The organism is Zavarzinia compransoris, from assembly GCF_003173055.1.
GTDB classification, from domain to species: Bacteria; Pseudomonadota; Alphaproteobacteria; order Zavarziniales; family Zavarziniaceae; genus Zavarzinia; species Zavarzinia compransoris.
The window spans coordinates 20,867-42,732 of the sequence record NZ_QGLF01000009.1 but is presented as its reverse complement, the minus strand read 5'-3'; the positions used below and the strand labels follow the sequence as shown (position 1 = coordinate 42,732).

18 protein-coding genes are annotated in these 21,866 nt (G+C 67.7%); 3 read left to right on the top strand and 15 right to left on the bottom strand.

Translation table 11 applies throughout. From position 1 onward, the window contains the following. The coding region (locus DKG75_RS22390; RefSeq protein ID WP_170131908.1) for an efflux RND transporter permease subunit at nucleotides 1–1,839 on the bottom strand (1,839 nt) is incomplete at its 3' end. 23 nt (nucleotides 1,840–1,862) lie between these two features. After that, entirely contained in the window at nucleotides 1,863–2,903 is a 1,041-nt protein-coding gene (locus DKG75_RS22385; RefSeq protein WP_166646550.1) for a WD40/YVTN/BNR-like repeat-containing protein, read from the bottom strand. A gap of 424 nt (nucleotides 2,904–3,327) precedes the next feature. On the opposite strand from DKG75_RS22385, the gene DKG75_RS22380 reads away from it, so the two are divergent. Beyond that, nucleotides 3,328–3,960: a TetR/AcrR family transcriptional regulator gene (locus tag DKG75_RS22380; RefSeq protein ID WP_109923425.1), complete on the top strand. Its 633-nt coding sequence runs from the start codon at nucleotides 3,328–3,330 to the stop codon at nucleotides 3,958–3,960. A 69-nt stretch (nucleotides 3,961–4,029) separates the two neighbouring features. Further along, nucleotides 4,030–4,806 carry an enoyl-CoA hydratase-related protein gene (locus DKG75_RS22375; RefSeq protein WP_109923424.1) on the top strand — a complete coding sequence of 259 codons (777 nt, stop codon included), beginning with the start codon at nucleotides 4,030–4,032 and terminating at the stop codon, nucleotides 4,804–4,806. A gap of 11 nt (nucleotides 4,807–4,817) precedes the next feature. Here the strand turns inward: DKG75_RS22375 and DKG75_RS22370 are convergent, their stop codons facing one another. The 13 genes from DKG75_RS22370 to DKG75_RS22310 form a co-directional block, all read right to left on the bottom strand. Then, the gene (locus tag DKG75_RS22370) at nucleotides 4,818–5,597 is read right to left on the bottom strand and encodes an SDR family NAD(P)-dependent oxidoreductase (RefSeq protein WP_109923423.1); all 780 of its coding nucleotides are present in this window, start codon (nucleotides 5,595–5,597) and stop codon (nucleotides 4,818–4,820) included. A gap of 1 nt (nucleotide 5,598) precedes the next feature. After that, nucleotides 5,599–6,693 carry a branched-chain amino acid ABC transporter permease gene (locus tag DKG75_RS22365; protein WP_109923422.1) on the bottom strand — a complete coding sequence of 365 codons (1,095 nt, stop codon included), beginning with the start codon at nucleotides 6,691–6,693 and terminating at the stop codon, nucleotides 5,599–5,601. Then, nucleotides 6,690–7,589 carry a branched-chain amino acid ABC transporter permease gene (locus DKG75_RS22360; protein ID WP_109923421.1) on the bottom strand — a complete coding sequence of 300 codons (900 nt, stop codon included), beginning with the start codon at nucleotides 7,587–7,589 and terminating at the stop codon, nucleotides 6,690–6,692. Before DKG75_RS22360 ends, DKG75_RS22365 begins: the two co-directional genes overlap by 4 nt. Before the next feature lie 16 nt (nucleotides 7,590–7,605). After that, a complete protein-coding gene (locus tag DKG75_RS22355) occupies nucleotides 7,606–8,319 on the bottom strand; it encodes an ABC transporter ATP-binding protein (protein ID WP_109923420.1) in 714 nt (237 codons plus the stop codon). Between the two features lie 5 nt (nucleotides 8,320–8,324). Continuing rightward, a complete protein-coding gene (locus tag DKG75_RS22350; protein WP_166646549.1) occupies nucleotides 8,325–9,482 on the bottom strand; it encodes an ABC transporter substrate-binding protein in 1,158 nt (385 codons plus the stop codon). 31 nt (nucleotides 9,483–9,513) lie between these two features. After that, nucleotides 9,514–10,332, bottom strand: coding sequence for an ABC transporter ATP-binding protein (locus DKG75_RS22345; protein WP_243746571.1), 819 nt, complete (start codon nucleotides 10,330–10,332; stop codon nucleotides 9,514–9,516). A 173-nt stretch (nucleotides 10,333–10,505) separates the two neighbouring features. Continuing rightward, entirely contained in the window at nucleotides 10,506–11,207 is a 702-nt protein-coding gene (locus DKG75_RS22340; protein ID WP_109923418.1) for a helix-turn-helix transcriptional regulator, read from the bottom strand. 236 nt (nucleotides 11,208–11,443) lie between these two features. Beyond that, a complete protein-coding gene (gene fabG / locus DKG75_RS22335) occupies nucleotides 11,444–12,235 on the bottom strand; it encodes a 3-oxoacyl-ACP reductase FabG (protein ID WP_109923417.1) in 792 nt (263 codons plus the stop codon). A 13-nt stretch (nucleotides 12,236–12,248) separates the two neighbouring features. Continuing rightward, complete coding sequence (locus DKG75_RS22330; protein WP_109923416.1) at nucleotides 12,249–12,659, bottom strand: RidA family protein; 411 nt, start codon at nucleotides 12,657–12,659, stop codon at nucleotides 12,249–12,251. A 15-nt stretch (nucleotides 12,660–12,674) separates the two neighbouring features. Next, on the bottom strand, nucleotides 12,675–13,571 hold the full coding sequence (locus DKG75_RS22325; RefSeq protein WP_109923415.1) for a phytanoyl-CoA dioxygenase family protein: 897 nt from the start codon (nucleotides 13,569–13,571) through the stop codon (nucleotides 12,675–12,677). A gap of 89 nt (nucleotides 13,572–13,660) precedes the next feature. Next, entirely contained in the window at nucleotides 13,661–15,052 is a 1,392-nt protein-coding gene (locus DKG75_RS22320; RefSeq protein ID WP_109923414.1) for an HlyD family type I secretion periplasmic adaptor subunit, read from the bottom strand. Next, nucleotides 15,049–17,178, bottom strand: a complete 2,130-nt coding sequence (locus tag DKG75_RS22315; RefSeq protein ID WP_109923413.1) for a peptidase domain-containing ABC transporter — start codon at nucleotides 17,176–17,178, stop codon at nucleotides 15,049–15,051. The genes DKG75_RS22320 and DKG75_RS22315 overlap by 4 nt, the downstream gene beginning before the upstream one ends. 48 nt (nucleotides 17,179–17,226) lie before the next feature. After that, nucleotides 17,227–20,319 (bottom strand): FG-GAP-like repeat-containing protein, encoded by a 3,093-nt coding sequence (locus DKG75_RS22310; protein WP_109923412.1) that lies wholly within the window; start codon nucleotides 20,317–20,319, stop codon nucleotides 17,227–17,229. Between the two features lie 196 nt (nucleotides 20,320–20,515). On the opposite strand from DKG75_RS22310, the gene DKG75_RS22305 reads away from it, so the two are divergent. After that, nucleotides 20,516–21,811, top strand: a complete 1,296-nt coding sequence (locus DKG75_RS22305) for an extracellular solute-binding protein (RefSeq protein ID WP_109923411.1) — start codon at nucleotides 20,516–20,518, stop codon at nucleotides 21,809–21,811. Nucleotides 21,812–21,866 lie beyond the last annotated feature (55 nt).

Below are 21,866 nucleotides of genomic sequence, written 5' to 3'. Positions count from 1 at the left end.
GGCCAGGAAGATGCAGCCCGCGATGAACAGCACGATCGCGATCAGCACCGCATCCTTGGTCGTCTCGATCTCCGTGTTCACCGCTTCCGCGATGCCCACCTGGCCGCCCGCCACCAGGAGCTTCGCCCCGTTCGGCAGCGCCGGCATCGAGGCGATGAAGTCGCGCGCCAGGGAGGTCACGGATTTCACCGTCGACCCGGTCTTGTCGTCCAGCGAGACGATGATGTTGCCGATCTTCCAGGTCTCGTCCGTATAGGCCTTGAAGTCGCCCGGCTCGCCCTTCGACGAGAACAGGTAGACGTTGAACGCCACCTCGTCGACCGTCTCCGGCACGATGGCATAGGACGGATCGCCCTCGTAGAGCACCTGGTTCACCGCCTGCACCATCGGCACCATCGACAGCGCATGGCGCGCCTTCGGCTCGTGCTGCCAGATATAACGCGACAGTTCCTCGATCGCGGCATAGGTCGCGGGCTGGATCATGGTCTCGTCCGGGCCCTCGACATAGACCATCATGGTGTCCGTGCCGACGCCGGCGAAGCGCTCGTTGATCAGCGCATTGTCCTGGTTGTAGCGCGCGTCCGGCCACAGGATCGGGCTGCCCACCGCATCGCCGATGACGACGAAGCGCGCCCCGAACACGCCCACCGCCAGGCAGGCCACGGTGACCGCGATCACCACCCGGGGGTAGCGGTCGAAGCGGGCGTATTTCCAGACCGTCTCCACCCAGGTGGTGCGGGCGCGGAAGCGCTTCGGCCGCGGCATCAGGCACAGCAGCGAGGCCGTGAAGATCAGCGCCGGCGCGATCGCCAGCAGCCAGGCACCGCAGATGATGCCCAGCGCCTGCAGCGAGGGCACGCCGATCATGACGAGGACGAAGAAGCCGCCCGCCGCCGCCACGATCGCCGTCAGGCTGGGCACGAAGACCTGGGCCAGGCCGCCGACCACCGCGTCGCCCATGGCGACACCGGGCTGGAGCCGCTCGAACACCCGCGACATGAACTGCACGCAGTGCGACAGCACGATGGCGAAGACGAAGACCGGCAGGATGATCAGCAGCGGATCGAGATTATAGCCGACCAGCGCCATGGCGCCGGTGCCCCACAGCGTCCCCACCCCCGCGGTCAGCATCGGGATCAGCACGCCCATCCACGAGCGGAAGTAGACGTAGAGGATGAGACCGGAGAAGACCAGGGAGATCGCGACCAGCAGCAAGGTGGCGCCCAGGTCGTTGTAGATGGTGCCGAGCAGGATCGGCCGCCCGACCATATGGACCTTGATGCCGTTGGCCGCTTCCTGCGCCCCCAGCCCCTCGATGAAGGTGACCAGGGTGGCGTAATCGGTCTCGTCCTTGAAGTCGGCGATGATCATCCCCGCCTTCTCGTCGTTCGAGACCAGCAGGCCGCGGTACTGCGCCTTCACCGCCGCCTGGAAGTTGGCCCATTCTGTTTCCGTGCGCGGCAGGTCCGGCCAGGCGATGGCATTGATGTCGATCCGCCCGGCCGAGCCCACGATCGCCTTGGTCTTCCGCAGGGTCAGCGCCTGCACCAGGTGGCGCTGCACCGAGGGGTGGAAGAAGATCTCGTCCGCCACCCGCTTGTAGGCGGTCATGAACTTCTCGTTGTAGACCGTGCCCTCGGTGTTCTCGACCATGATCAGGGTCGTGTTCGCCCCCCCGAACTGCGCCCCGAACTTCGCCATCAGCTCCACGTTCGGGTGATGCACCGGCAGCATCGCCTCCAGCACCACCTTCAGCGACAGCTGCGAAAACGACATGTAGCCCAGAAACGCCGTCACCAGCACCATCGAGCCCGCGATCAACGCCGAACGACGGCGCACAAAACCGGCTATCCTCGTCGCAATCATTGCGGCACCCGATCGGTTTCAGTGAGGGATTGGATGGCGAACGGCCCGGTGGCCGCCGGCAGGAACGGCCCTTCCGGCCGGTCGGCGCGCAGCACGACCCCGCCCTGGCCGACGGCGACCGCCTGCCCGCCCCGGCCGATGGCGACGCCGCCGATCCAGGCATAGCCGAGCGGAAATTCGGGCGCGACCGCCGCCGGGGCCAGCTTGGCGCCCGTCACCGTGAACAGCACGCCGTTGCCGCCGACCAGGCCGGTCCCCCCGTCCGCCGAGAGGGCGACGGCAAGGAGATGCTGCACGCCCCCGGTCTCGACCGGCGAGACTTGCCAGGTTCCGGCACCGTCGAGGCCGAGGGACAGCAGGGTGCCGTTGAGGCCGACCGCATAGCCCCGGTCCTTGACGATGGCGAGATCGAGCAGGGTGGGATAGACCTGTTCGGTGATCACCCGCCAGGTCGCGCCCGCATCCTCGGTCGCGGCGATCACGCCGAATTCGCCGGCCGCGACCGCGCGCCGCGCGTCCAGCGCCACCACGGCACCGAGACGGGGCAGGTCGCGGCCCTTGTAATCCGACAGGGCCTGGGTGGCCCAGCTGCGGCCGCCGTCGGCGGTGTGCAGGATCACGCCGTTGTGGCCGACGGCCCAGCCGCTGGCGTCGTCGGCGAAATCGATGGCGCGGAGATAGAGCCCCTCTTCCCGGTGGACCGTCTGCCAGCGCCGGCCGCCGTCGTCGGACGCCAGGATCCGGCCGCGGTGGCTGACCGCGAAAGCCCGGCCGCCGTCGAGCCATGTCACCCGGCGCAGCAGATCGGCGGTGCCGCTCTCCCCGGCGGTCCAGGCCTGGCCGCCGTCGGCCGAGAGCTTGACCGCACCGTGATAGCCGGTGGCGATGGCCGCACCATCCGCCGCCAGCGCGATGCCGAACAGATTGTCGGGATAGTCCCGCACCGGCGCCGGCCCGGCATGGGCCGGCACGGCCAGGGCGCAGGCCAGAACCGCCGGCCCCCACCATCGGGGGGCTCGTCGCGAGGCCTTGGACAAAAATAGGCTGATGCGGGCAAGCCCAAGGCTTTCCGCCAACGTTATGCCGGGTCGCATACCGCTTGTACCCCCCTTTATACGTGACGCCTTTGGGCGCCTGTGTTCTTGAACCGATCGGCCGGTTAATCCATTATGGATTGTAGGGACCATCGGTTGGGTATCATCAGTCTGTACCGGCCGACGACCGGTCCGCCGGTTTCGACTGATCTTCCCCGTGTCTTTGTGGGAATTAGTTTATCGGCCGACCGTTCATTCAGAAGCCGCCAGAATTAGAAAAGACATATTCCAACGGAGAATGAATGAAGCGGGGAGACTTCCCCCAACGTCTCGCCATCACCCCGCCCCCTGCGCAGTAGCCGATCCCCCGATCGCTGCTGCCCCGATCGTTGCTACCCCGATCGCACTACAATGAGAAAAGAGAAAAATGGCTCGCCCGCGCTCAGAAAATTACGACGAGAAAAGACAGAGCATACTCGAAGAGTCTGCGCACCTGATCGCATCGGTCGGGTTTGACAAGACGTCGATTGCCATGATCGCAAAGCAATGCGGTATCAGCAAGGCGTTGATCTATCACTATTACAGCGAGAAGGCCGAGATCCTTTACGACCTTTTGCATCAGCACGTCGATGGATTGAAAGTATTGGTCAAGGGTATCATGGACAGCGGCGACAGCGACGAGGGCAAATTCCTCCGGCTCGTCGACTCCCTGATGAAGACCTATGTCCGCAATCGGGAGAAGCACATCATCCTGATGCGGGAAACCAATGCGCTGAACGGGGAGCAGCAGCAATCGCTGCGCAAGGCCCAGAGCGACATGGTCCACGACATGGCGACCCTGGTCTCGCGACTGCACCGTACCGAAGCGCTGCATCACCCGAAGCTCAGCACCGCCGTCGGCCTGATCCTGCTGGGCAGCTTGAACTGGACCTATACCTGGTTCGGCGAAGACGGCCCCATGACCTCGGGCCAGTTCGCCGCCCTGGTGAGCGAGATCTTCCTGAACGGCGTGCGCAGCCCCGGCCTTGACCGGCTCGCGGATCTTCCGCCGTCCGCCTGACCGGTGCCGTTGAATTCATTGACCGATCGGACATATAATTAACCCCGAGGCATCAACCGGGGGAAATCAATGTCCGAACACCATGTCGTCACTGAGATGCCGCAACCGGGTGTCAGGCTGATTCGCCTGAACCGGCCCGAGCGGCGCAACGCCCTGTCGACTGCTGTGCTCGCCGCCGTCGCGGCGGCGCTGACGGCGGCGGACCAGGACGGCGACATCCGCTGCCTCGTGCTGACCGGCGGCCCCGAGGTCTTCGCCGCCGGCGCCGATATCGACGAACTGGCGGAGAAGGATGCCCGCGGCGGGCTCGATGATGCGCGGGTCCGCCACTGGACCGCCATCCGCGGCATCCGCAAGCCGATCGTCGCCGCGGTCAACGGCTGGTGCCTGGGCGCGGGCAATGAATTGCTGATGTGCTGCGATTTGGCGGTGGCGGGGCGCGACGCCCGCTTCGGGCAGCCCGAACTGAACCTCGGCATCATCCCGGGCGCCGGCGGCACTTCCCTTCTGCCGCGCTTGATCGGCCGGGCGCGGGCCATGCGCCTCGTCCTTCTCGGCGATGCGCTCGATGCCGAGGAGGCGAAGGCCGCGGGCCTGATCACCGATGTGGTCGAGCCGGACGAGGTCCTGCCCGCGGCCCTGGCCCTGGCCCGGCGGCTGGCCGATCGCGCACCCCTGGCCATCGCCGAGGCCAAGCTCAGCATCAATGCCGCCCTGGAGACGCCCCTGACCCTGCACCATGTCCTGGAACGCCAGGCCTTTTCCATCACCCTCGGCAGCGCGGACAAGCGGGAGGGCGTCGCCGCCTTCCGCGAGAAGCGCGCGGCCCAATGGCAGGGGCGATAGGCCGGCGCTCCTCAGGCCGGCAGGCTTTCATAGACGCCGAGGGTCGCCAGCGTGCCGCCGTCGACCGGGATGTCGATGCCGGTGACGGCCGAGGCGGCGTCGGAGGCGAGGAAGGCCACGGCGGCCGCCACCTCGCCGATCTCGACCAGCCGGCGCATGGGCACGCGGGCGAAGCGATGCAGCATGTAGTCCAGCTGTTCGGGGCTGAGGAAGTCCTCGACCATCCTGGTGCGCACCCAGCCGGGGCTGACCGTGTTCACCCGGATGCCGAAGGGGGCGAGCGCGGTCGCCGCATCCCGGGTCAGGCCGACGATCCCGGCCTTGGAGGCGACATAGGACGCCTGGGGCCCGTCGTAGCCTTGAGCGTCGATCGAGGCGATGTTGACGATGGCACCGCCGCCATGCGCCTTCATCCGCCGGGCGGCGCGCTGCATGACCAGGAAGGTGCCGGTCAGGTTGGTGCCGATCACCCGGTCCCAGCTTTCCATCGTGATGTCGAGGAAATGCGCGTCCTCGACGATCCCGGCATTGTTCACCGCGATGTCGAGCCGGCCGTGGGCGCCATAGGCGGCATCGAGCACCGCTTCCACCGAGGCGGGATCGGACACGGTGCCCGCCACAGCGAGGGCGCTGCCGCCGGCCTGCACGATCTCTTCCGCCAGGGTGTTCACCTCGCCCGGCGTGCGGCTGACCAGCACCAGGCGGGCACCGAGGTTCGCCAGGTGGCTGGCGATGCCCCGGCCGATCCCCCGGCCGGCCCCGGTGACCAGCGCGACCTTGCCGTTCAGCATGTCACGCGCCCTTGCCTTTGCCGGAGAGGCGTTGGCGAAGGGCACTGAGCGCCTCCTCGATCTCGTGCCCGCCCATGAAGCCGTCGGGCCGGAAGCACATGACGCCGACGATGACGACCCCGAGCATCAGCCCCGACAGACCCAGCATTTCCGGCAATTGCACGCCGAAGATCACCAGCCCGCCCTCGACCACGCGGATGAGTTCGAGCAGCACGGTCAGGAGCGCCACCCCGACCATGGCCCCGGTCACCGAGCGCATGCCGCCGACGATGGCCATGGCCAGGGTCAGGAAGGCGGTGTGGAAATAGAAGGCGCGGGCGTTGATCGTGCCGGCATAAAGCGCATAGAGCGCGCCTGCGCAGCCGACCACCGCCGAGCCCAGCACCCAGGCGACAAGGCGCAGCCGCTTCACGTCGACGCCCATGGCTTCCGCCGCCAGGGGATCGGTGGCGCTGGCGCGCAGCTGCACCCCGGCGCGCGAGCCCTTGAACATCCTGGCGACCACCAGCACCGCCATGGTGGCGACGATGATGAGACCGAGGCCGACCACCTTCGGAATGCCGAAGAACGCCTGGGCACCGCGGAAGAGATCGGTCCAGGTGACCAGGATGCCCTGCACGATCACCAGGATCGAGATGGTGAGGATGGTTGCGGCGATGCCGGCCAGGCGCACCAGGACGAGGCCGGTGACGAGGCCGACCAGCGTGGTCAGGCCGATCGAGAAGACGAAGGCGTAAAGCGCCCCGACCTCGACCCCGGCAAGGCCGAAGGGCGCGTTCGGGATCATGCTGGCCTTGATCATGACCGGCGTCGCGAAGATCGCGGTGAAATAGGCGCCCAGGGCCATGAAGCCGGCATGGCCGATGTTCACCACATTGGCGTTGCCCATGAAGATCTGGAGGCCGACCACCGCGATCAGGTTGATGAAGGCGGTCGCGGTCAGGCGCACGATGAAGGGACTGCCGAAGGCCATGACCACGAGGCCGATGGCCGCCGCCAGCACCGCGAGATAGAAGGAACCGCGCAGGTTCGCCAGAAACCGCGGGTCGAGACCGGCGCCCTCGCGCCGGCCGGTGGCAAAGGCGATGGTATTCATGCGGTCTTGTCTCCCAGTTCGACCCGGCGGCCGAGAATGCCCTGCGGCCGGAACACGAGGATGGCGCCGACGATCAGGAACACCGAGGCATCGCGCAGACCCGCCAGCCGGTCCGGCAGGGCGACGATGAGCGCGACCTCGACGAAGCCGAGCAGCAGGCCCCCGACCACCGCCCCCGGCAGGCTGCCGAAACCGCCGAGCACGCAGGCGACGAAGGCCTTGAGCACCGGCAACAGCCCCATGAAGGGATCGATGGCGCCGCGGCGCGCGATGAAGAAGATCGCCGCGATCGAGGCGAGCAGGCCCGAAATGGCGAAGGCGGTGGCGATCACCCGGTTGGCCCGCATGCCCATCAGCCGCACCGTGGTGAAATCCAGCGCCGCCGCCCGCATGGCGAGGCCGATCCGCGTCCCCCTCAGGAACCAGACGAGACCGACGATGGCGACGCTGGTCACCCCGACCTCGAGGAATTGCAGGATGGTGAAATTGAAATCGCCGATCGGCACCGGCTCGTTCAGCACCGACAGTGCCGGCACCGCCTTCGGCCGCGGCGAGACCATCAGCAGGAACAGGTTCTGCAGGATGATGCCGACGCCGAAGGCGGTCAGCAGCCCGGTGGTGGGTGGCGCGTTCCGCACCGAGCGGAAAGCCACCCGTTCCAGAACCAGCGCCACCAGCACCACGGTGGCGACGGCGAAGAGCACCAGGAGCCAGGGGTTGTCCATCCCCATGGCGGCCATGGCGAACATGGCATAGCCGGCGACGCCGATGAATTCGCCATGGGCGAAATTGACCAGGCCCATGACGCTGAAGACGATGGCGAGGCCGAGCGCCAGCAGCGAATATTGCGCCCCGATGCTGAAGCCGTTCAGGGCCTGTTCGATCAGATAGTCCATCGCGGTCTCCCCGGGATCAGGCGACGAGTTCGCCGATATAGGCCTGCATCAGCGCGCCCTTGTCCTGCAGGCGCGCGGCCGGCCCGGCATAGCGCAACTCGCCGGTGCTGAGGACATAGGCGCGGTCGGCGAAGCGCAGCACCTCATGGGCGTTCTGCTCGACCAGGAGGATGGTGAGGTCGCGGTCGCGCAGGCTGCGGATCAGCCGGAAGATCTGGCCGACGATGCGCGGCGCAAGCCCGAGCGAGGGTTCGTCCAGCATCAGGAGCGCCGGCCGGGACATCAGCGCGCGGGCGATCGCCAGCATCTGCTGCTCGCCGCCGGACAGGCTGCCGCCGTTCTGGTCCCGCCGTTCGGCCAGGATCGGGAACAGGTCGAAGCACATCTCGATGTCGGCCTGCATCGCCGGGCCCTTCCGCCGGGTCGCGGCGCCGAGTTCGAGGTTTTCGAGCACGGTGAGATTGGAGAAGACCTTGCGCCCCTCGGGCGTCAGGGTCAGGCCCCGGCGCACGCGGTTCTCGGTGTCGAGCTTGCGCAGGTCCTCGCCCTTGAAACGGATGCTGCCGGCGGCCAGGGGCCGGAGCCCCATGGCGGCGGACAGCAGCGAAGTCTTGCCCGCCCCGTTCGGCCCGAGCAGGGCGACGATCTCGCCCCGCGCCACGGTCAGCGAGACGCCGCGCACGGCGCTGACCGGGCCGTAGTTGATGGCGACGCCGTCGAATTCCAGCATCGGCGTCACTTCTTGAAGTGCGGCACGTCGGCCGGCACAGTGGCCGAGACGAGATAGGTCTTGCCGTCCTTGAAGCCCATGACCGGCACTTCCTTCACCGGGTAATGCCAGGGGTTGTCGAAGGAGATGGTCGGCGCGGTGATGATCTCGAACGGGCCCTTGGTATAGATCGCGTCCAGCATGGCTTTCGGATCGGTCGAGCCCGCGGCCTTGGCCGCCCCGACCAGCAGCTTGATCACATCGCCGCCGAGGCCGAAGAAGGCGCCGTTGATCTCGTAACCGCGCTTGGCGCATTCGGCCTGGAAGCCGGCCAGGGCGCCGCCCGGCGTGGCGAAGCCGTGGGCGGCGAAGAAGACCTTGCCGTCGACATTGGCGGCGCCGCCCGCGACGCTGGCCAGGGTCACGTCGTCGAAACCGTCGGAGCCGAGCACCATGGTGTCGAGCCCCGCCGCGCGCAGCTGGCGGATGAGCACGCCGACATCCGGGTTGATCGACGAGATGTGGACCGCGTCCGGCACCGGGTTCATGGTCTTCAGCTTCGAGATGAAGGGCGACCAGTCGGTGATGCCGAAGCCGGGATATTCGATGGTGCCGGTGACCTTGCCGCCCAGCTTCTCGAACACGTCGCCGAACCAGCCGGGCAGGGCCCGGGTCCAGGTCCCCGCCGCATCGGAGACGAAGAGCACCGCGGTGCGCGCCCCCTGGTCGTAGGCGACCTTGGCCGTGGCCGCGGCATTGAAGGGATCGGGAACCGCCGTCGTCACGAAATTCCCGAGCCCGGTCGCGAACATCTCGACCTGGGTGTTCATGGCCGAGAAGGTGATCGCATTGTAACCTTCGGCGAGCTGGGCGATGGGGATCAGGCTGTCGGAGGCGGGCGTGCCGGACACCGCGACGGCGCCGTCGTCCAGCATCTGCTGGGCCAGCGCGATCGCCAGCTGCGGCTCGCTCTTGCTGTCCTTCACGGTCAGCTCGATCTTGAACTCGCCCGCCTCGTTGACCAGTTCCGCCATGCAGCGCAGGCCGTGGGCGGCGGTATAGGGCGCCCAATCGCCCGAGATCGATTCCGGCGCCCCGATCTTGATCGTTTCCGCCGCCGACGCCGGCAGGGCGAGACCGGCGAGGCAAAGGCCGAGCCACATCGTGCAGTCATTACGCTTCATCGCTACGCTCCTGTTGGTCCGGGGGGTGGGCTCAGGCCGTTTCGTCATCGCCGCCGCCGCCGATGTAGACTTCGATCACGCGGGGGTCTTCCAGCACCGCCTCGGGCGTGCCGATGGTCAGGATCTCGCCCATGTGCAGCACGGCGACCCGCTCGCACACCCGGCGGATGAAGCGCAGGTCGTGCTCGATCACCAGCACGCCGCAGCCGAAGTCCTCGCGGATCTGCTGGATGAGGTCGACCAATTGTTCGGATTCGACGTCGTTCATGCCCGCCGCCGGCTCGTCGAGCAGCAGGTAGTCGGGCGCCAGCGCCAGCGCGCGGGCGATCTCCAGGCGCCGCTGCAAGCCGTAGGGCAGCGTCGTCGCCAGGCGCCCGGCCAGCGCCGACAGGCCCATGCGCGACAGCAGGGCGTCGATTTCGTGCAGTTCGTTCGTCTCGCGGTGGCGGGCGGCCGTGGTCTCTGCCACTTCCACATTCTGGCGCACGGTCAGATGGGCGAACAGGCGGATGTTCTGGAAGGTGCGGCCGACGCCGGCCCGGGCGCATTGCGGCACCCCGAGGCCGGCAAGCGAACGGCCGTTCATGGTAACCGATCCCGTGTCGGGGCGCAGCGTGCCGGTGATCAGGTTGATCAGCGTGCTCTTGCCGGCGCCGTTCGGGCCGATGAGGCCGAGGATCTCGCCGGCGGCGCAGCGCAGCGTAACCCCGCGCACGGCATAGACGCCGCCGAAGCGCTTCGACAGGCCGACGATGTCGAGGCAGCGGGCGGGCGCCGCCTCGGCCCCGGGCGCATTCCGCACCGGTATCGGGCCCGGCACCGGGTCGGCGGCGATCGGCATGGCATTCATCGGACGGCTTCCCCTTCCCTCGCTGGTCGACGCCTGAAGCGTGAAGCCCGGGGGAGGGAGGCCGCAATCCACCTTCCGGTGGAAGCGGCGCCGGGAGCGCCGGCCCGGCCTGTAATTCACTTAATTACAAACGGAAACGCGCCCCTGCCTGATTTTTCGGCAGGCCCGACCGCTCAGGCCAATTTCATCTGGGCGAGAAAGGCGATGATCGCCGCCCGATTCTCAACGCCCAGCTTGTTCAGGATATTGATGACATAGGTTTTCACGGTGGCGACGCCGATGCCCATGATCTGGGCAACAGCCAGATTCGATGCCCCGTTCTTGAGCAGATCCACCACCTGGATCTCGCGCGGGGTGAGGCCGAAGCGGCTGGCCAGCATCATGTCCTGGCGGGCGCGCCGCACCCGCGGGTGCAGTTTCAAGGTGAACTCCAGATAGTCCCGCATCGCGCCCCAGTTGAAGAAACGGTCGGCGAAACTGTCCTCCGCCGGGCCGTTCAGGACCGCGAGCAGGGCGAAGGCGTCACCGTCGAGGCGGAAGATGAAATCCACTTCGTCGTGGATGCCGTAGCGTTGCAGGAACTGGTCGTGCATCCGGTTGCTGGCCTCCGGCCGGCAGGTCCGCTCGGTGGCCAGGAAGGCAACGTCGCGCGTGCCGCCCACGATCTCGTAAACGTTAAGCGGATCATGAACATAACGGCCGTCGAGATAATCGTCCATCATGCAGGGCGGAATGCCGGTGGTCTGGTATTGGGCGATGCGCTGGTTGGGGTCGAGCCAGCAGAAGATCGTCGCCGGGGCATGCAGGGACGAGGCGGCGAAGCGCAGGGTCTCGTCGATCATCGCGGTAGACAGGCAATCCTCGACCATCTGCATGGGACAAGTTCCTTCACCAATACGCCGGCACCGAAATCCTTGCGCCCGGCCCTGGGGCCCGGCCCGCGTCTCCCCCTGTCTTTCCCCCCCTGTCTTTCACCGTGCTTGTTGCAAACTGGACCAGTTGGAAAATGCAATCCATGTGCCAAATCATCGTCACATCCGATCACCGGCCATAAAAAACCCGGCCTCGGAGACCGAGGCCGGGCAGGCCGAAGGGCGGCGGGGCGGATCCTTCAGGTCAGGCTTGCACTGTCGTCGAGGGCCATCTCGAATTCGGGCAGGGTCATGCCGCCGTCGACCGCGAGCGCGTGTCCGGTGACATAGGACGCCTCGTCGCTGGCCAGGAAGAGGACGCCGTTGGCGACCTCGTCCACCGTGCCGAAGCGTTTGGGCGGCAGGGCGGCGGTGATGCGGTCGAGAAAGGCTTCGGGCAGTTCCGCCAGGCCCTCGGTCATGATCGCGCCCGGGATCACCGCATTCACCGTGATGCCGTAGCGGGCGCATTCGATCGCCGCCGTGCGCATGAAGCCCAATTGCCCCGCCTTGGAGGCACCGTAATGGGCCCAGCCGGGATAGCCGGTACTGGGCCCCGTGGTCGACGAGGTGATGATGATCCGCCCCCGGCCCCGCCCCTTCATGGCGCCGATGGCGGCGGCGGTGGAGAGAAAGGTGCTGCGCAGGTTGGTGGCGATGACATGGTCGAAATCCTCGACCGTCATCTCCTCGATCCGGGCTGCCGGATAGATCCCGGCATTGGCGCAGAGCACGTCGAGGCCGTCGTAAAGCTCCACCGCCGCCTCCACCATCGCCTTGTTGCCCTCTGGTGTCGAGACGTCGGCGGCGAAGCCCGCCGCGGTGCCGCCGGCGGCGGCGACCTCGGCCGCCACCGCCCCGGCCTCCGCCCCGTTGCGCGACACCACCAGCACCCGGGCCCCGGCGGCGCCGAAGCCCCGCACGATGCCCCGGCCGATCCCCTTGGTGCCGCCGGTGACGATCACGCTCTTGCCGCGGAGAGACGCCAGCATCGCCGCCTCCCGCTCAGGCCGCGACCGCGGTCGCGGTGATTTCCAGCAATTGGTCCGGGTGCACGAAGGCGCGCACCTCGACCGTGGTCGAGGACGGCCGGTGCTCGCCGACCCAGGGCCCCAGGATGCCCGGCATCACTTCCATGAAGGCCTTGATGTCGGTCGTGTAGAAGGTCCAGGTCGCGAGCTTGCTGCGGTCGAGCCCGTCCGCCTTCAGGCAGGCGTCGATCACGTCGAGGATATAGTTGAACTGGGCGGTCATGTCGTCCTTGCCCACCAGTTCGAGGCTGTCCAGCGTGCCCTTCAGGGGGGCGACGCCGGCATAATAATAAGTGTCGCCGGCCTTCACCGACTGGCGGAAGGCGAAGGCGTCGAAGATATCGGCGCCGAGATAGCCGACATCGGGATTGGTGCGGATGATCATGGCGTTTCCCCGGGCTCAGGCGGCGGTGCTATCGCGGAAGAGCTTGTCCGCGTCCATCGCCTCGGACGCCTTCCTCTTGATGATGTCGGTATTCAGCACCCGGCGCTCCTGCGGCGGGTGCAGCACGGTCATCGGGTCCTCGAAATCGCCGACGTAACCCATGGCGAAACAGCCCATCTGGTAGCCCATGACCTTCAGCAGGTCCTCGGGCAGGGTGCGGGCGATCTCGAGCGGCGTCGTTAGATACTGGTTCTCCTCCTGGCGCACCCAGCCGACGGCATAGGTGATGTTGATCGCCTGGCGGAGGCGGTCGGACTTGTTCTCGCCCGCGCCGTGATAGACCTTGCCGGTATAGAACAGGGCGGAGCCCCGGGTCATTTCCGCCGGGATACTGTCCTCGATCGCATATTCCCGGTCGTCGAGCAGGTGGCTGCCCGGCACCACGCGGGTGGCGCCCATGTCCTCGGTGTAATCGGTCATGGCCCAGAGCAGGTTGCACTGGACCTCGTAGTCCCTGGGGAAGGGGAAGAAGTCCCAGGCCACCTGGTCGCGGTGGATCGGCTGCGCCTTGGAACCGGGGAAGACACTGATGATCTGGGTCAGGTGCAATTGGAAGGTGGTCGCCTTTTCCAGGAACTTGCCGGCGGTGCCGATCGCGGTCGGGTTCATGATCAGTTCGCGGGCGGCGGGCGAGCGGGCGATCATGGCGCCGGTGCGCTTGGTCAGCTTGCCGACGAAACCGTCGTCGCCGTAGAGCGAATGATCGACATAGGGGCCCATTTCCGCATCGATCCGGTCCATCAATTCGGCCGGCACCAGATCGTCGACGATGCAGTAGCCGTGCTCGCGCAGTGCGGCGGAGATTTCCTCGGGCGTTGCCGTGTTCGGCAGGTGGACAGCTTTCGGCGTCATGTTCCCTCTTCCTTCAGGCTGGGGCGATGGCGAAAGCCTCGGCCAGGGAGGGCGGCGGCGACAATCCACCTTCCGGTGGACCGGCGGCGTCACGGCTCGCGCAGGCCCTCGTCCAGGCCCTTCAGGATGGGGTCGAGGATGTAATCGATCAGGCGGCGGTCACCGACCAGGATCTCGGCGGTACCGGTCATGCCGGGGCGGAGCGGGTCGGCCCCGGGCAGGCCGCGCATCGTCTCGGTATCGACATCGATCAGGGCGCGGTAATAGGTCCCGGCGCCGGCCGGGGCATCGGGCCGGGTGACCGCATCGCTGGAGACCATGCGCAAGGTCCCGCGGGCGACGCCGTGGCGCTGGAACGGATAGGCGTCGAGCTTGATCCGCGCGCCGTCGCCGAGACGCAGACGGCCGACGTCGGCGGGATCGATCCAGACCTCGGCCTCGAGGGGGACCCCGGTCGGGACCAGGGTGAACAGCGGCTCCGCCGCCTGGATCACCGAGCCGACGGAACGATGGGCGATTTCAAGCACCACCGCATCCGCCGGCGCGGTCAGGGAGACCAGGGCGTTCCGCCGCTCGGCCTTGCTCAATTCCTCGACCACCGCGTCGAGTTCGCGGCGCGCGGCGGCCAGCGCCTCGCCCAATTGCTGGCGCTGGCCGGCCATATAGGCGTCGCGCTCGGCGGCGAGGCCCTCCTGCCGGAACAGCAGTTCCGCCACTTCGTTGACCGAGAGCGTCAACTGCCGCTCGATGGTCAGGCGCTCGGACTGGGCCTGAAGGCGGAGCAGCCGCGAGCCGTGCTGGTTTTCCGCCAGCTTCGCATACATGCGCTCGATTTCCTGCTGCACCGACAGGTGTTCGCGCAGCACCGTCTCGTCGCGGCGGCGGGTTTCGATCGCCGCCTTCAGCTGCGCTTCCTGGCCGTCGAAGGCGGCGATGCGGGCCAGCCGTTCCGCCTGCCAGCGGTCGTGGATCGCCTGTTCGATGGCGACGGCGCCGGTCGGATCGCCGCCCTCGGGCACGAAGGGGGTTTCCTGGAATTCCGCCGTCAGCCGGGCGAGACGCGCCTCGAGCGCCGCCTTCTGCCGGCTCAGGCGCTGGACGTCGGCGGCGGTGAAAGTGGCGTCCAAGGTCGCCAGCACCTGCCCGCGGCGGACCCGTTCCCCCGCCTCGACCGCGATATCGTGGACGATGGCGGTCTCCAGCGGCTGGACGACGATCAGCGGCGTCGTGGTCACGATGCGCCCCGTCGCCCCGACGACGACGTCGAGCCGGGCGACGAAACTCCACAGCAAAGTGACGAAGAGCAGGCCGATCAGCCCCCACCAGACGGCGATGAGCAGGCCGTGCGGCCCCTGGTGTTCGAGCCGCGCCGCCGGCGTGCCATAGGCGAGCGCGGGCGGCGGTTCGGGCGCCAGGGTCTCGAACGCCTGCACCAGGCGGTCGCGCAGCCGGACGGCGGCGGCGGCAAGGCGCGCGATCATGCCGATTGCCCCTGCCAGAGCTGGCGATAGATATCGCAGCGTTCAAGCAGGACGGCATGGCGGGCGACATCGACGATCCGCCCGTCGTCGATGACGACGATGAGGTCGGCATCCGCCAGGGTCGACAGCCGGTGCGAGACGATGAGCACGCTGCGCCCCTCCGCCATCCGGCGCATGTTGGCGCGCACGCTCGCCTCGCTTTCGGGATCGAGGGCGCTGGTCGCCTCGTCGAACAGCAGGATCGGCGGGGCGCGCAGCAGGGCGCGGGCGATGGCGATGCGCTGGCGCTGGCCGCCGGAAAGATTGCTGCCGCCCTCTTCCAGCACCGTGTCCAGCCCCTGGGGCAGGCGCTGGATGAAATCGGCGGCGCCGGCCAATTCGGCCGCGGCGATCACGTCCTCGACCGGGGCCTCGGGCCGGGTCATGGCGATATTGTCGCGGACCGTGCCCCGGAACAGGAAATTCTCCTGCAGCACGGTGCCGATGTTCTGGCGCAGATGCGCGAGGTCGATGGCGCGGACATCGACGCCGTCGATCCGCAGCACGCCTTCCTCGGCGGCATGAAAGCCCTGGATCAGCCGGGTCAGCGTGGTCTTGCCCGAGCCGGAGCGGCCGACGATGCCGACCACCGCCCCCGCCGGCAGGCTGAGGCTGACCCGGTCCAGGGCCGGCCGCAGCACGCCCGGATAGCGGAAGGTGACGGCATCGAATTCGATATGGCCGCGCATCGGCGGCCGCGCCCCGGACTGCCCCGCGCGCCGTTCGGGCGGGGCATTCATCACCTCGCCCAGCATGCGGACGGACAGCAGGGTCTCCTGGAATTCGCTGATCAGCCCCGTCAGCTGCGACAGCGGGCCGAGAACCCGGCCCGCCAGCATCTGGAAGGCGACCAGGGCGCCGACCGACATGCCCCCGTCGAAGACCAGCAGGGCGCCGATGGCGATGATCGCCACCTGCATCAGTTTCTCGATCAGCCCGGTGCCGACCCCGACCGAGGCCGAAAGACTGGCCACGCCGCGGCGCAAGGCCGCAGTCTCGGCCGAGAGATCGGACCAGTCGCGGGCAAGGCGCGGCTCCAGCGCCAAAGCCTTGGCCGTGGCCATGCCGCCGATGGTTTCGACCAGCAGGGCCTGGCGGCGCCCGTCCGCGGCATAAAGGCGGGACAGCCGCGCCCGGAACACCGGCATGACCAGGAACAGCACGAGGCCGATCGCCGCCGCGAAGCCGAGCACCACCAGCGTCAGCCAGAAGCTGTAGAGGAACAGCAAGGGCAGCAGCACCACGAGCACGGTGACGTCGATCAGCGTGGCGAACAGGCGGCCGGTCAGGAATTCGCGGATCTTCTCGGCCTGGGCGAGATGCTTGACCAGGATCCCGGTCGGCAGGCGGTCGAAGAAGGTCAGGGGCAGGCCGACCAGGTGGCCGAACAGTTTCAGGCTCAGCCGAAGGTCGATCCGGGTCGTCGCATGGATCAGCAATTGCCGGCGGATGAAGGTGAAGAAGGCTTCGAACAGCAGGGCGCCGACGACGCCGATGGTCAGCACCGCCAGGGTCGAGGACACGGCGTGGACCAGGACTTTGTCGATGATGAGCTGGAAATAGACCGGCACCGCCAGCCCCAGAAGGTGCAGCAGCAGGGCCGCCATCGCCACCTGGGTCAGCAGGGCGCGCTCGCGCAGGATCGCCGGCAGGAACCAGGACAGGCCGAAGCCCGCCTCCGCCTCGTCCGTCGCCGCCCCGGGGCGCAGCAGCAGCAGGGTGCCGCCGTAATGATCGGCGAAGGACGCGCCCTCGATCACCAGGGGCGCGCCGGTGGTGGCCAGGGGATCGATGATGGTGACGCGGCCGTCCGCCCGGCAGCGCAACAGGACCACCGCCTGCCCGTTCGCCAGGAAGGCGAGGCAGGGAAAGCCCGCCGCCCAGGCGCCGAGGTCGGCGGCGGCGACCGCGCGGATTTCCGCCTCGAAGCCGACGCCGGCGGCCGCCGCCGCCATGGCCTCGGGCGTGCCCGCGGTGCGGTCGCCGGTGACAGCATGAAGGATGCCCTCGGCATCGAGGTCGCGCCGGTGATGGCGCGCGACGACGGCCAGCGCCCGCCAGGCGCTGTGCGGCGGTTCAATGCGCATGCCTGGCGCCCCCGGCCGGCGGCGCCTTTTTACGTGCCGTCATCCCGTTCAGGCCATCAGGGCGCCGCGCGTGGTCCAATCGGCGAACTGGGTGCCCAATTGCGTGGTCAGCTGGCGCTCGGTGCCGGCCATGGTCCAGGTGTCGACCTGGGCGTTGATGGCATTGTGCCAGAGCAGGTCGTCGCGGCCGTCGCCCGAATAGTCATCGACGCCGACGATGCGCCACTTCGCCCCCCGGCTGGCGTAATCGGCGCTGGCCACCGCCGTGCCCCGGTCCAGCAGCACCACCGAGAAACTGCCATCCGCCTTGCCGGCGACGATGTCGGCCATGCCGTCGCCGTTGAAATCGCCGGTCGCCAGCACCGTCTGGCCCGCGCCCAGCGCCTCGACGGCGGTGTCCGAGACCACGGTGCGGCCGTTCATCCGCCACAGGTGATGGCTGCTGTTCGCCTTGTCCTGCCACAGCAGGTCGTCGGTGCCATCGCCGTCGAAATCGCCGACGCCGACGATCTGCCAGCCGGCCGGGGCCTGTTTCGACAGGCTGGCCGAAGCGGCATCGCCGCTGCCCTTGTCCTGCCAGGCGTGGACCGTGCCGTCGGCGCCGCGCCACAGGATGTTCTCGGTGCCGTCGCCGTCGATATCGGCCAGGGCCAGGGCCTGAAGGCCGCTGGCATTGCCCAGATTGCGGGCGGCGGCGAAACTGCCGCCGGTTTCGCCGGTGCGCACGCTGACCTTGCCCGTGCCGTCGCGGAACAGCAGGTCGGCGAGGCCGTCGCCGTCGATGTCGCCGAAGGCGAGCGGGGTGGGCGTGCCCTTGCCGCCGTCGCTGACCGCGGTCTTGGCGACCTTGCCGTCCGCCTCGGACCAGAGCTGGATCTTGTTGCCGGAACCGGTCCAGACGATTTCCGCCTTGCCGTCGCCGGTCAGATCGGTGGCCGGCACCGCGATCTCGGGCTCGGTGTCGCCGCCGACGTAATCGATCAGCAGCCGGGGCGCGCCATCGCCGGTGGCGGCGAAGCCCCAGGCATCCTCGCCGTCGAGGTGATAGCGCTCCATCCCCCATTGGCCGGAGGATTGCGGCGCGGTCAGGACCCAGCCGTTGTTGCCTTCCCCGCCCTCGACCCAGGCCCGCACGCTTTGGGTCACGTCGACATAGACCTTGTTGCCGACGGTGCGGCCCGGCGCCGCCGTGCCGTCCCAGTCGACCAGGAAGCCGTAAGGATAGTCGCCGACATAGGGGCTGTCGTCGGTGACCGGGATCACCCCCTGGTCGACCGCCGCCTGGCCGTCGAAATAGCGCCAGTCGGGGGCCACGGCGACGGCCTCGTCGCCGGGCTGCACGCCGTCGCCGCCGAAGCCGGCCCAGGTGGCGCCGGCGCCCCAGCCCTGCGCCATGCGGTAGAGATGGGCGCCGTCGCCGCCGTCCGTGGTCTCGAAGACGAGGACGGCGGACAGAATGCGGGCGTCCGCCGGCAGGCGGTCGATCTCGCCGAAGCGCAGCAGGACCTGGGATTCGCTGTTGGCCGCGGGATCGCGGAAGACGGTGGCGCCGTCGGTCAGGGTGGCGGCGCCGTTGCTGGACAGTTCCACCACCTCGGCATCGCCGAGCACGAGCGTCCGGCTGTCCGGGCGGGCGAAGCTGGTGAAGCGGGTCGGATCGTCGAAATCGATGTTCTCGAAGGCGAAGCGGCTGTTCTCGTCCATCTCTTCCGGATTGCCGGGAACGGCGGAGAGGGTGCGATAGGCGATGATGTCGTTGCCGTCGCGGAATTCGAACTCGATCTGCCGGAAATAGCCGTCACCGCCATAGGGGCGGAACTGATAGTCGGACAGGACTTCGATCACGGGCTGGCCGGCGCTGTTGATGCCGGTGCGGGTGATCTCGCCGGCATTGTCCTGGCCGGCGCCGATGCGGGAATAATGCCCGTTGTTGATCATGAAGACCTGGGGATTGTCCTTCACCAGGTAATCGAACAGGAACTGGCCGTTCTCCAGGTCGCGGCCGCCGATGTCGGGGCCGTAGTCCGTGATCGAGATGCCGTCGCCCTCGTCGGTGATGTTGGCGTGGGTCGAGATGATCGTGGGCATGCCCTTGTAGGTATCGATCACCTGCTGCGCCCACGGCAGCGACATCTTCAGGTTCTTCTTCTCGAGGGCGATGTGCAGGAACGTCTTGTCGCCCATCTGGATGAACTGATAGCTCGACATGCCGTTCGGCGAGGTGCCGCCGTACCATTCGGCGTCCTGCGCGCGGAAGCGGTCCTGGCCGAAGAATTCCAGGTAGTTCGGGCTGAACGCCTGAAGCGGGTCGGTATCGGTGACGGAGACCTGGGACTGGGCATAGAAGTCGTGGTTGCCCGGCAGCACGCTGTAGGCGACCTTGCCGTCGAGGATCGACATCGCCTCGTCCGCGATCTGATACTGCTTGACCGAGCGGGCGCTGTCGGCGACGTCACCGAGCTGGCTGACGAAAACGATGTTCTCGCTGTCGATATGATCGGCGATCCACTGGGTCTGGAGCTTGACCATGTCCGGGCTGCCCAGGGGCATCACCGCCAGCGGGCCGTTGGTGTAATATTGCGTGTCCGGCAGCAGGATGACGGAATATTTCCGCGCCGGATCGGTCAGCGGCTTTTCCGCCGGCGCCGGGACATAGGGCGTCCCCGCCAGATTGTCGGGAATGAAGTCGAGCACCGAGCCGAGATAGCCGGCATCGCCGCCGCCGAGCGGGCGGCCCAGGTAATAAATGTCGCCGAGCGGCGCCAGCAGGTTGCTCAGCTGGTGATTGAGGCTGTCGTGGCGCCCGCTGAGCCGCAGCACGTCGGAGGTGATGAAGCCGAGCACCGGCACCGCCGCCAGATAGTCGAGGCTGCTGAGCAGGTCGTCGAGCAGGCCGCCGGCGCCGAGCAGCCCGCTCGGCCGCAGGATCAGTTCGGGCGAGGGAAGCGGGATGATCTCGCTGCCGCGGGTGCCGACATCCTCGACGAAGGCAACGAAAGCATCGACGCCGGTCGGCGCCGGCACCGGCTGGGGCACGCGCGCCGAAGTCGCGGCGACCGCCTCCGTCGCCCGGGTGGCCGAGAGCGACGAGATCAGGTTCGAGGGCGAGAACAGCGAGCCGAGAGCAGAGATAAGCGACATGACGCACCAGACAGCAGCGGGTACAATGGCGGGACCATAGCCGCCGCCCGTGACAGTGCCTTGACACTGCTTTGACAGACGACCAGAAACCGTCGCCCGTCCGCGCAATTCGCAATTTGTTTACCGAACCGTCAACGAATTGAAACCGCCTCTGGGCAGGGTCCCCCGCAGGACATTTCTGCACCGGAGAGCCTTCATGCTCAGGACGTCCCTTCTTGCGGCCGCCGTCGTCGCGCTTGGTACCACCACCGCCTTCGCCCAGACCGACATCACCTGGTGGCACGGCATGGGCGGCCGGAACGGCGAGGTGATCAACGAACTGTCTCAGAAGTTCAACGATCAGCAGCAGGCCTGCCGCCTGACCCCGATCTCGAAAGGCACCTACGAGGAGGCGCTGGCCTCCGGCATCGCCGCCTTCCGCTCGGGCGAGCAGCCGGACATCCTGCAGGTGTTCGACGCCGGCGCCGCCACCATCATCGCCGCCAAGGGTGCCACCGTCGCCGCCGAAGACTTGCTGACGGCCGCGGGCAAGCCCTTCAACCGCGAGGATTTCATCCCCGGCGTCCGCAATTTCTTTGCCGATAGCAGCGGCAAGTTCATCGGCATGCCGTTCAATTCCTCGGCGCCGATCATGTATATCAACGTCGAGGCCTTCGAGAAGGCCAAGGTCGAGCCGCCGAAGACCTGGGAAGACTTCGAGGCGATCGCGCCGGCGCTGAAGGCGGCGGGTTACATCCCGCTGACCGCCTCGCAGTTGACCTGGCAGTTCGTCGAGAACTTCAAGTCGCGCAACAACCGGCAGTTCGCCACCAACAACAACGGCTACGACGCCGTCGCCGGCACCGAGATCATCCTGACCGACGACGCCACGGTGATGATGTTCGACAAGCTGAAGGCCTGGGCCGACCAGGGGCTCTATGCCTTCTACGGCGCCGGCTGGGCCGACAACCAGAAGCCGTTCGAAGAGGGCAAGGTGGCCATGTGGGTCGGCTCCTCGGGCAGCTTCGGCGGCCTGAAGAAGACCGCGGCCATGCCCTTCTCCGCCGTCTTCCTGCCCTATTGGGCCGGGCTCGGCCAGGGCACGCAGAGCTTCATCGGCGGCGCCGCGCTCTTCGCCATGGCGGGCAAGTCCAAGGAACAGAATGCCTGCACGGCCGAATTCTTCAGCTTCCTGACCTCGCCCGTGATCCAGAAGTTCTACCACCAGGCGACCGGCTATGTGCCGATCACCACCGCCGCCTACGAACTGGCCAAGGCCGAGGGCTATTACACCCAGACCCCGGTCGCCGAAGTGGGCGTGAAGCAGCTGATGCTGGCGGGCGGCGACTGGTCCAAGGGCTACCGCATGGGGTTCTATCCCCAGATCCGCTCGGTGATGGAACGCGAATTCAACCGCATCTTCTCCGGCCAGGTCTCGCCCAAGGATGCGCTCGCGATCATCCAGAAGGAAGCCAACGACCTGCTGGCGAAATTCGCCAGGACCGCGGGCTGACGCGCGACGAAACCCTGCGGGTCCCGGGGGCGGCCGTCCCCGGGACCCGTTCTCT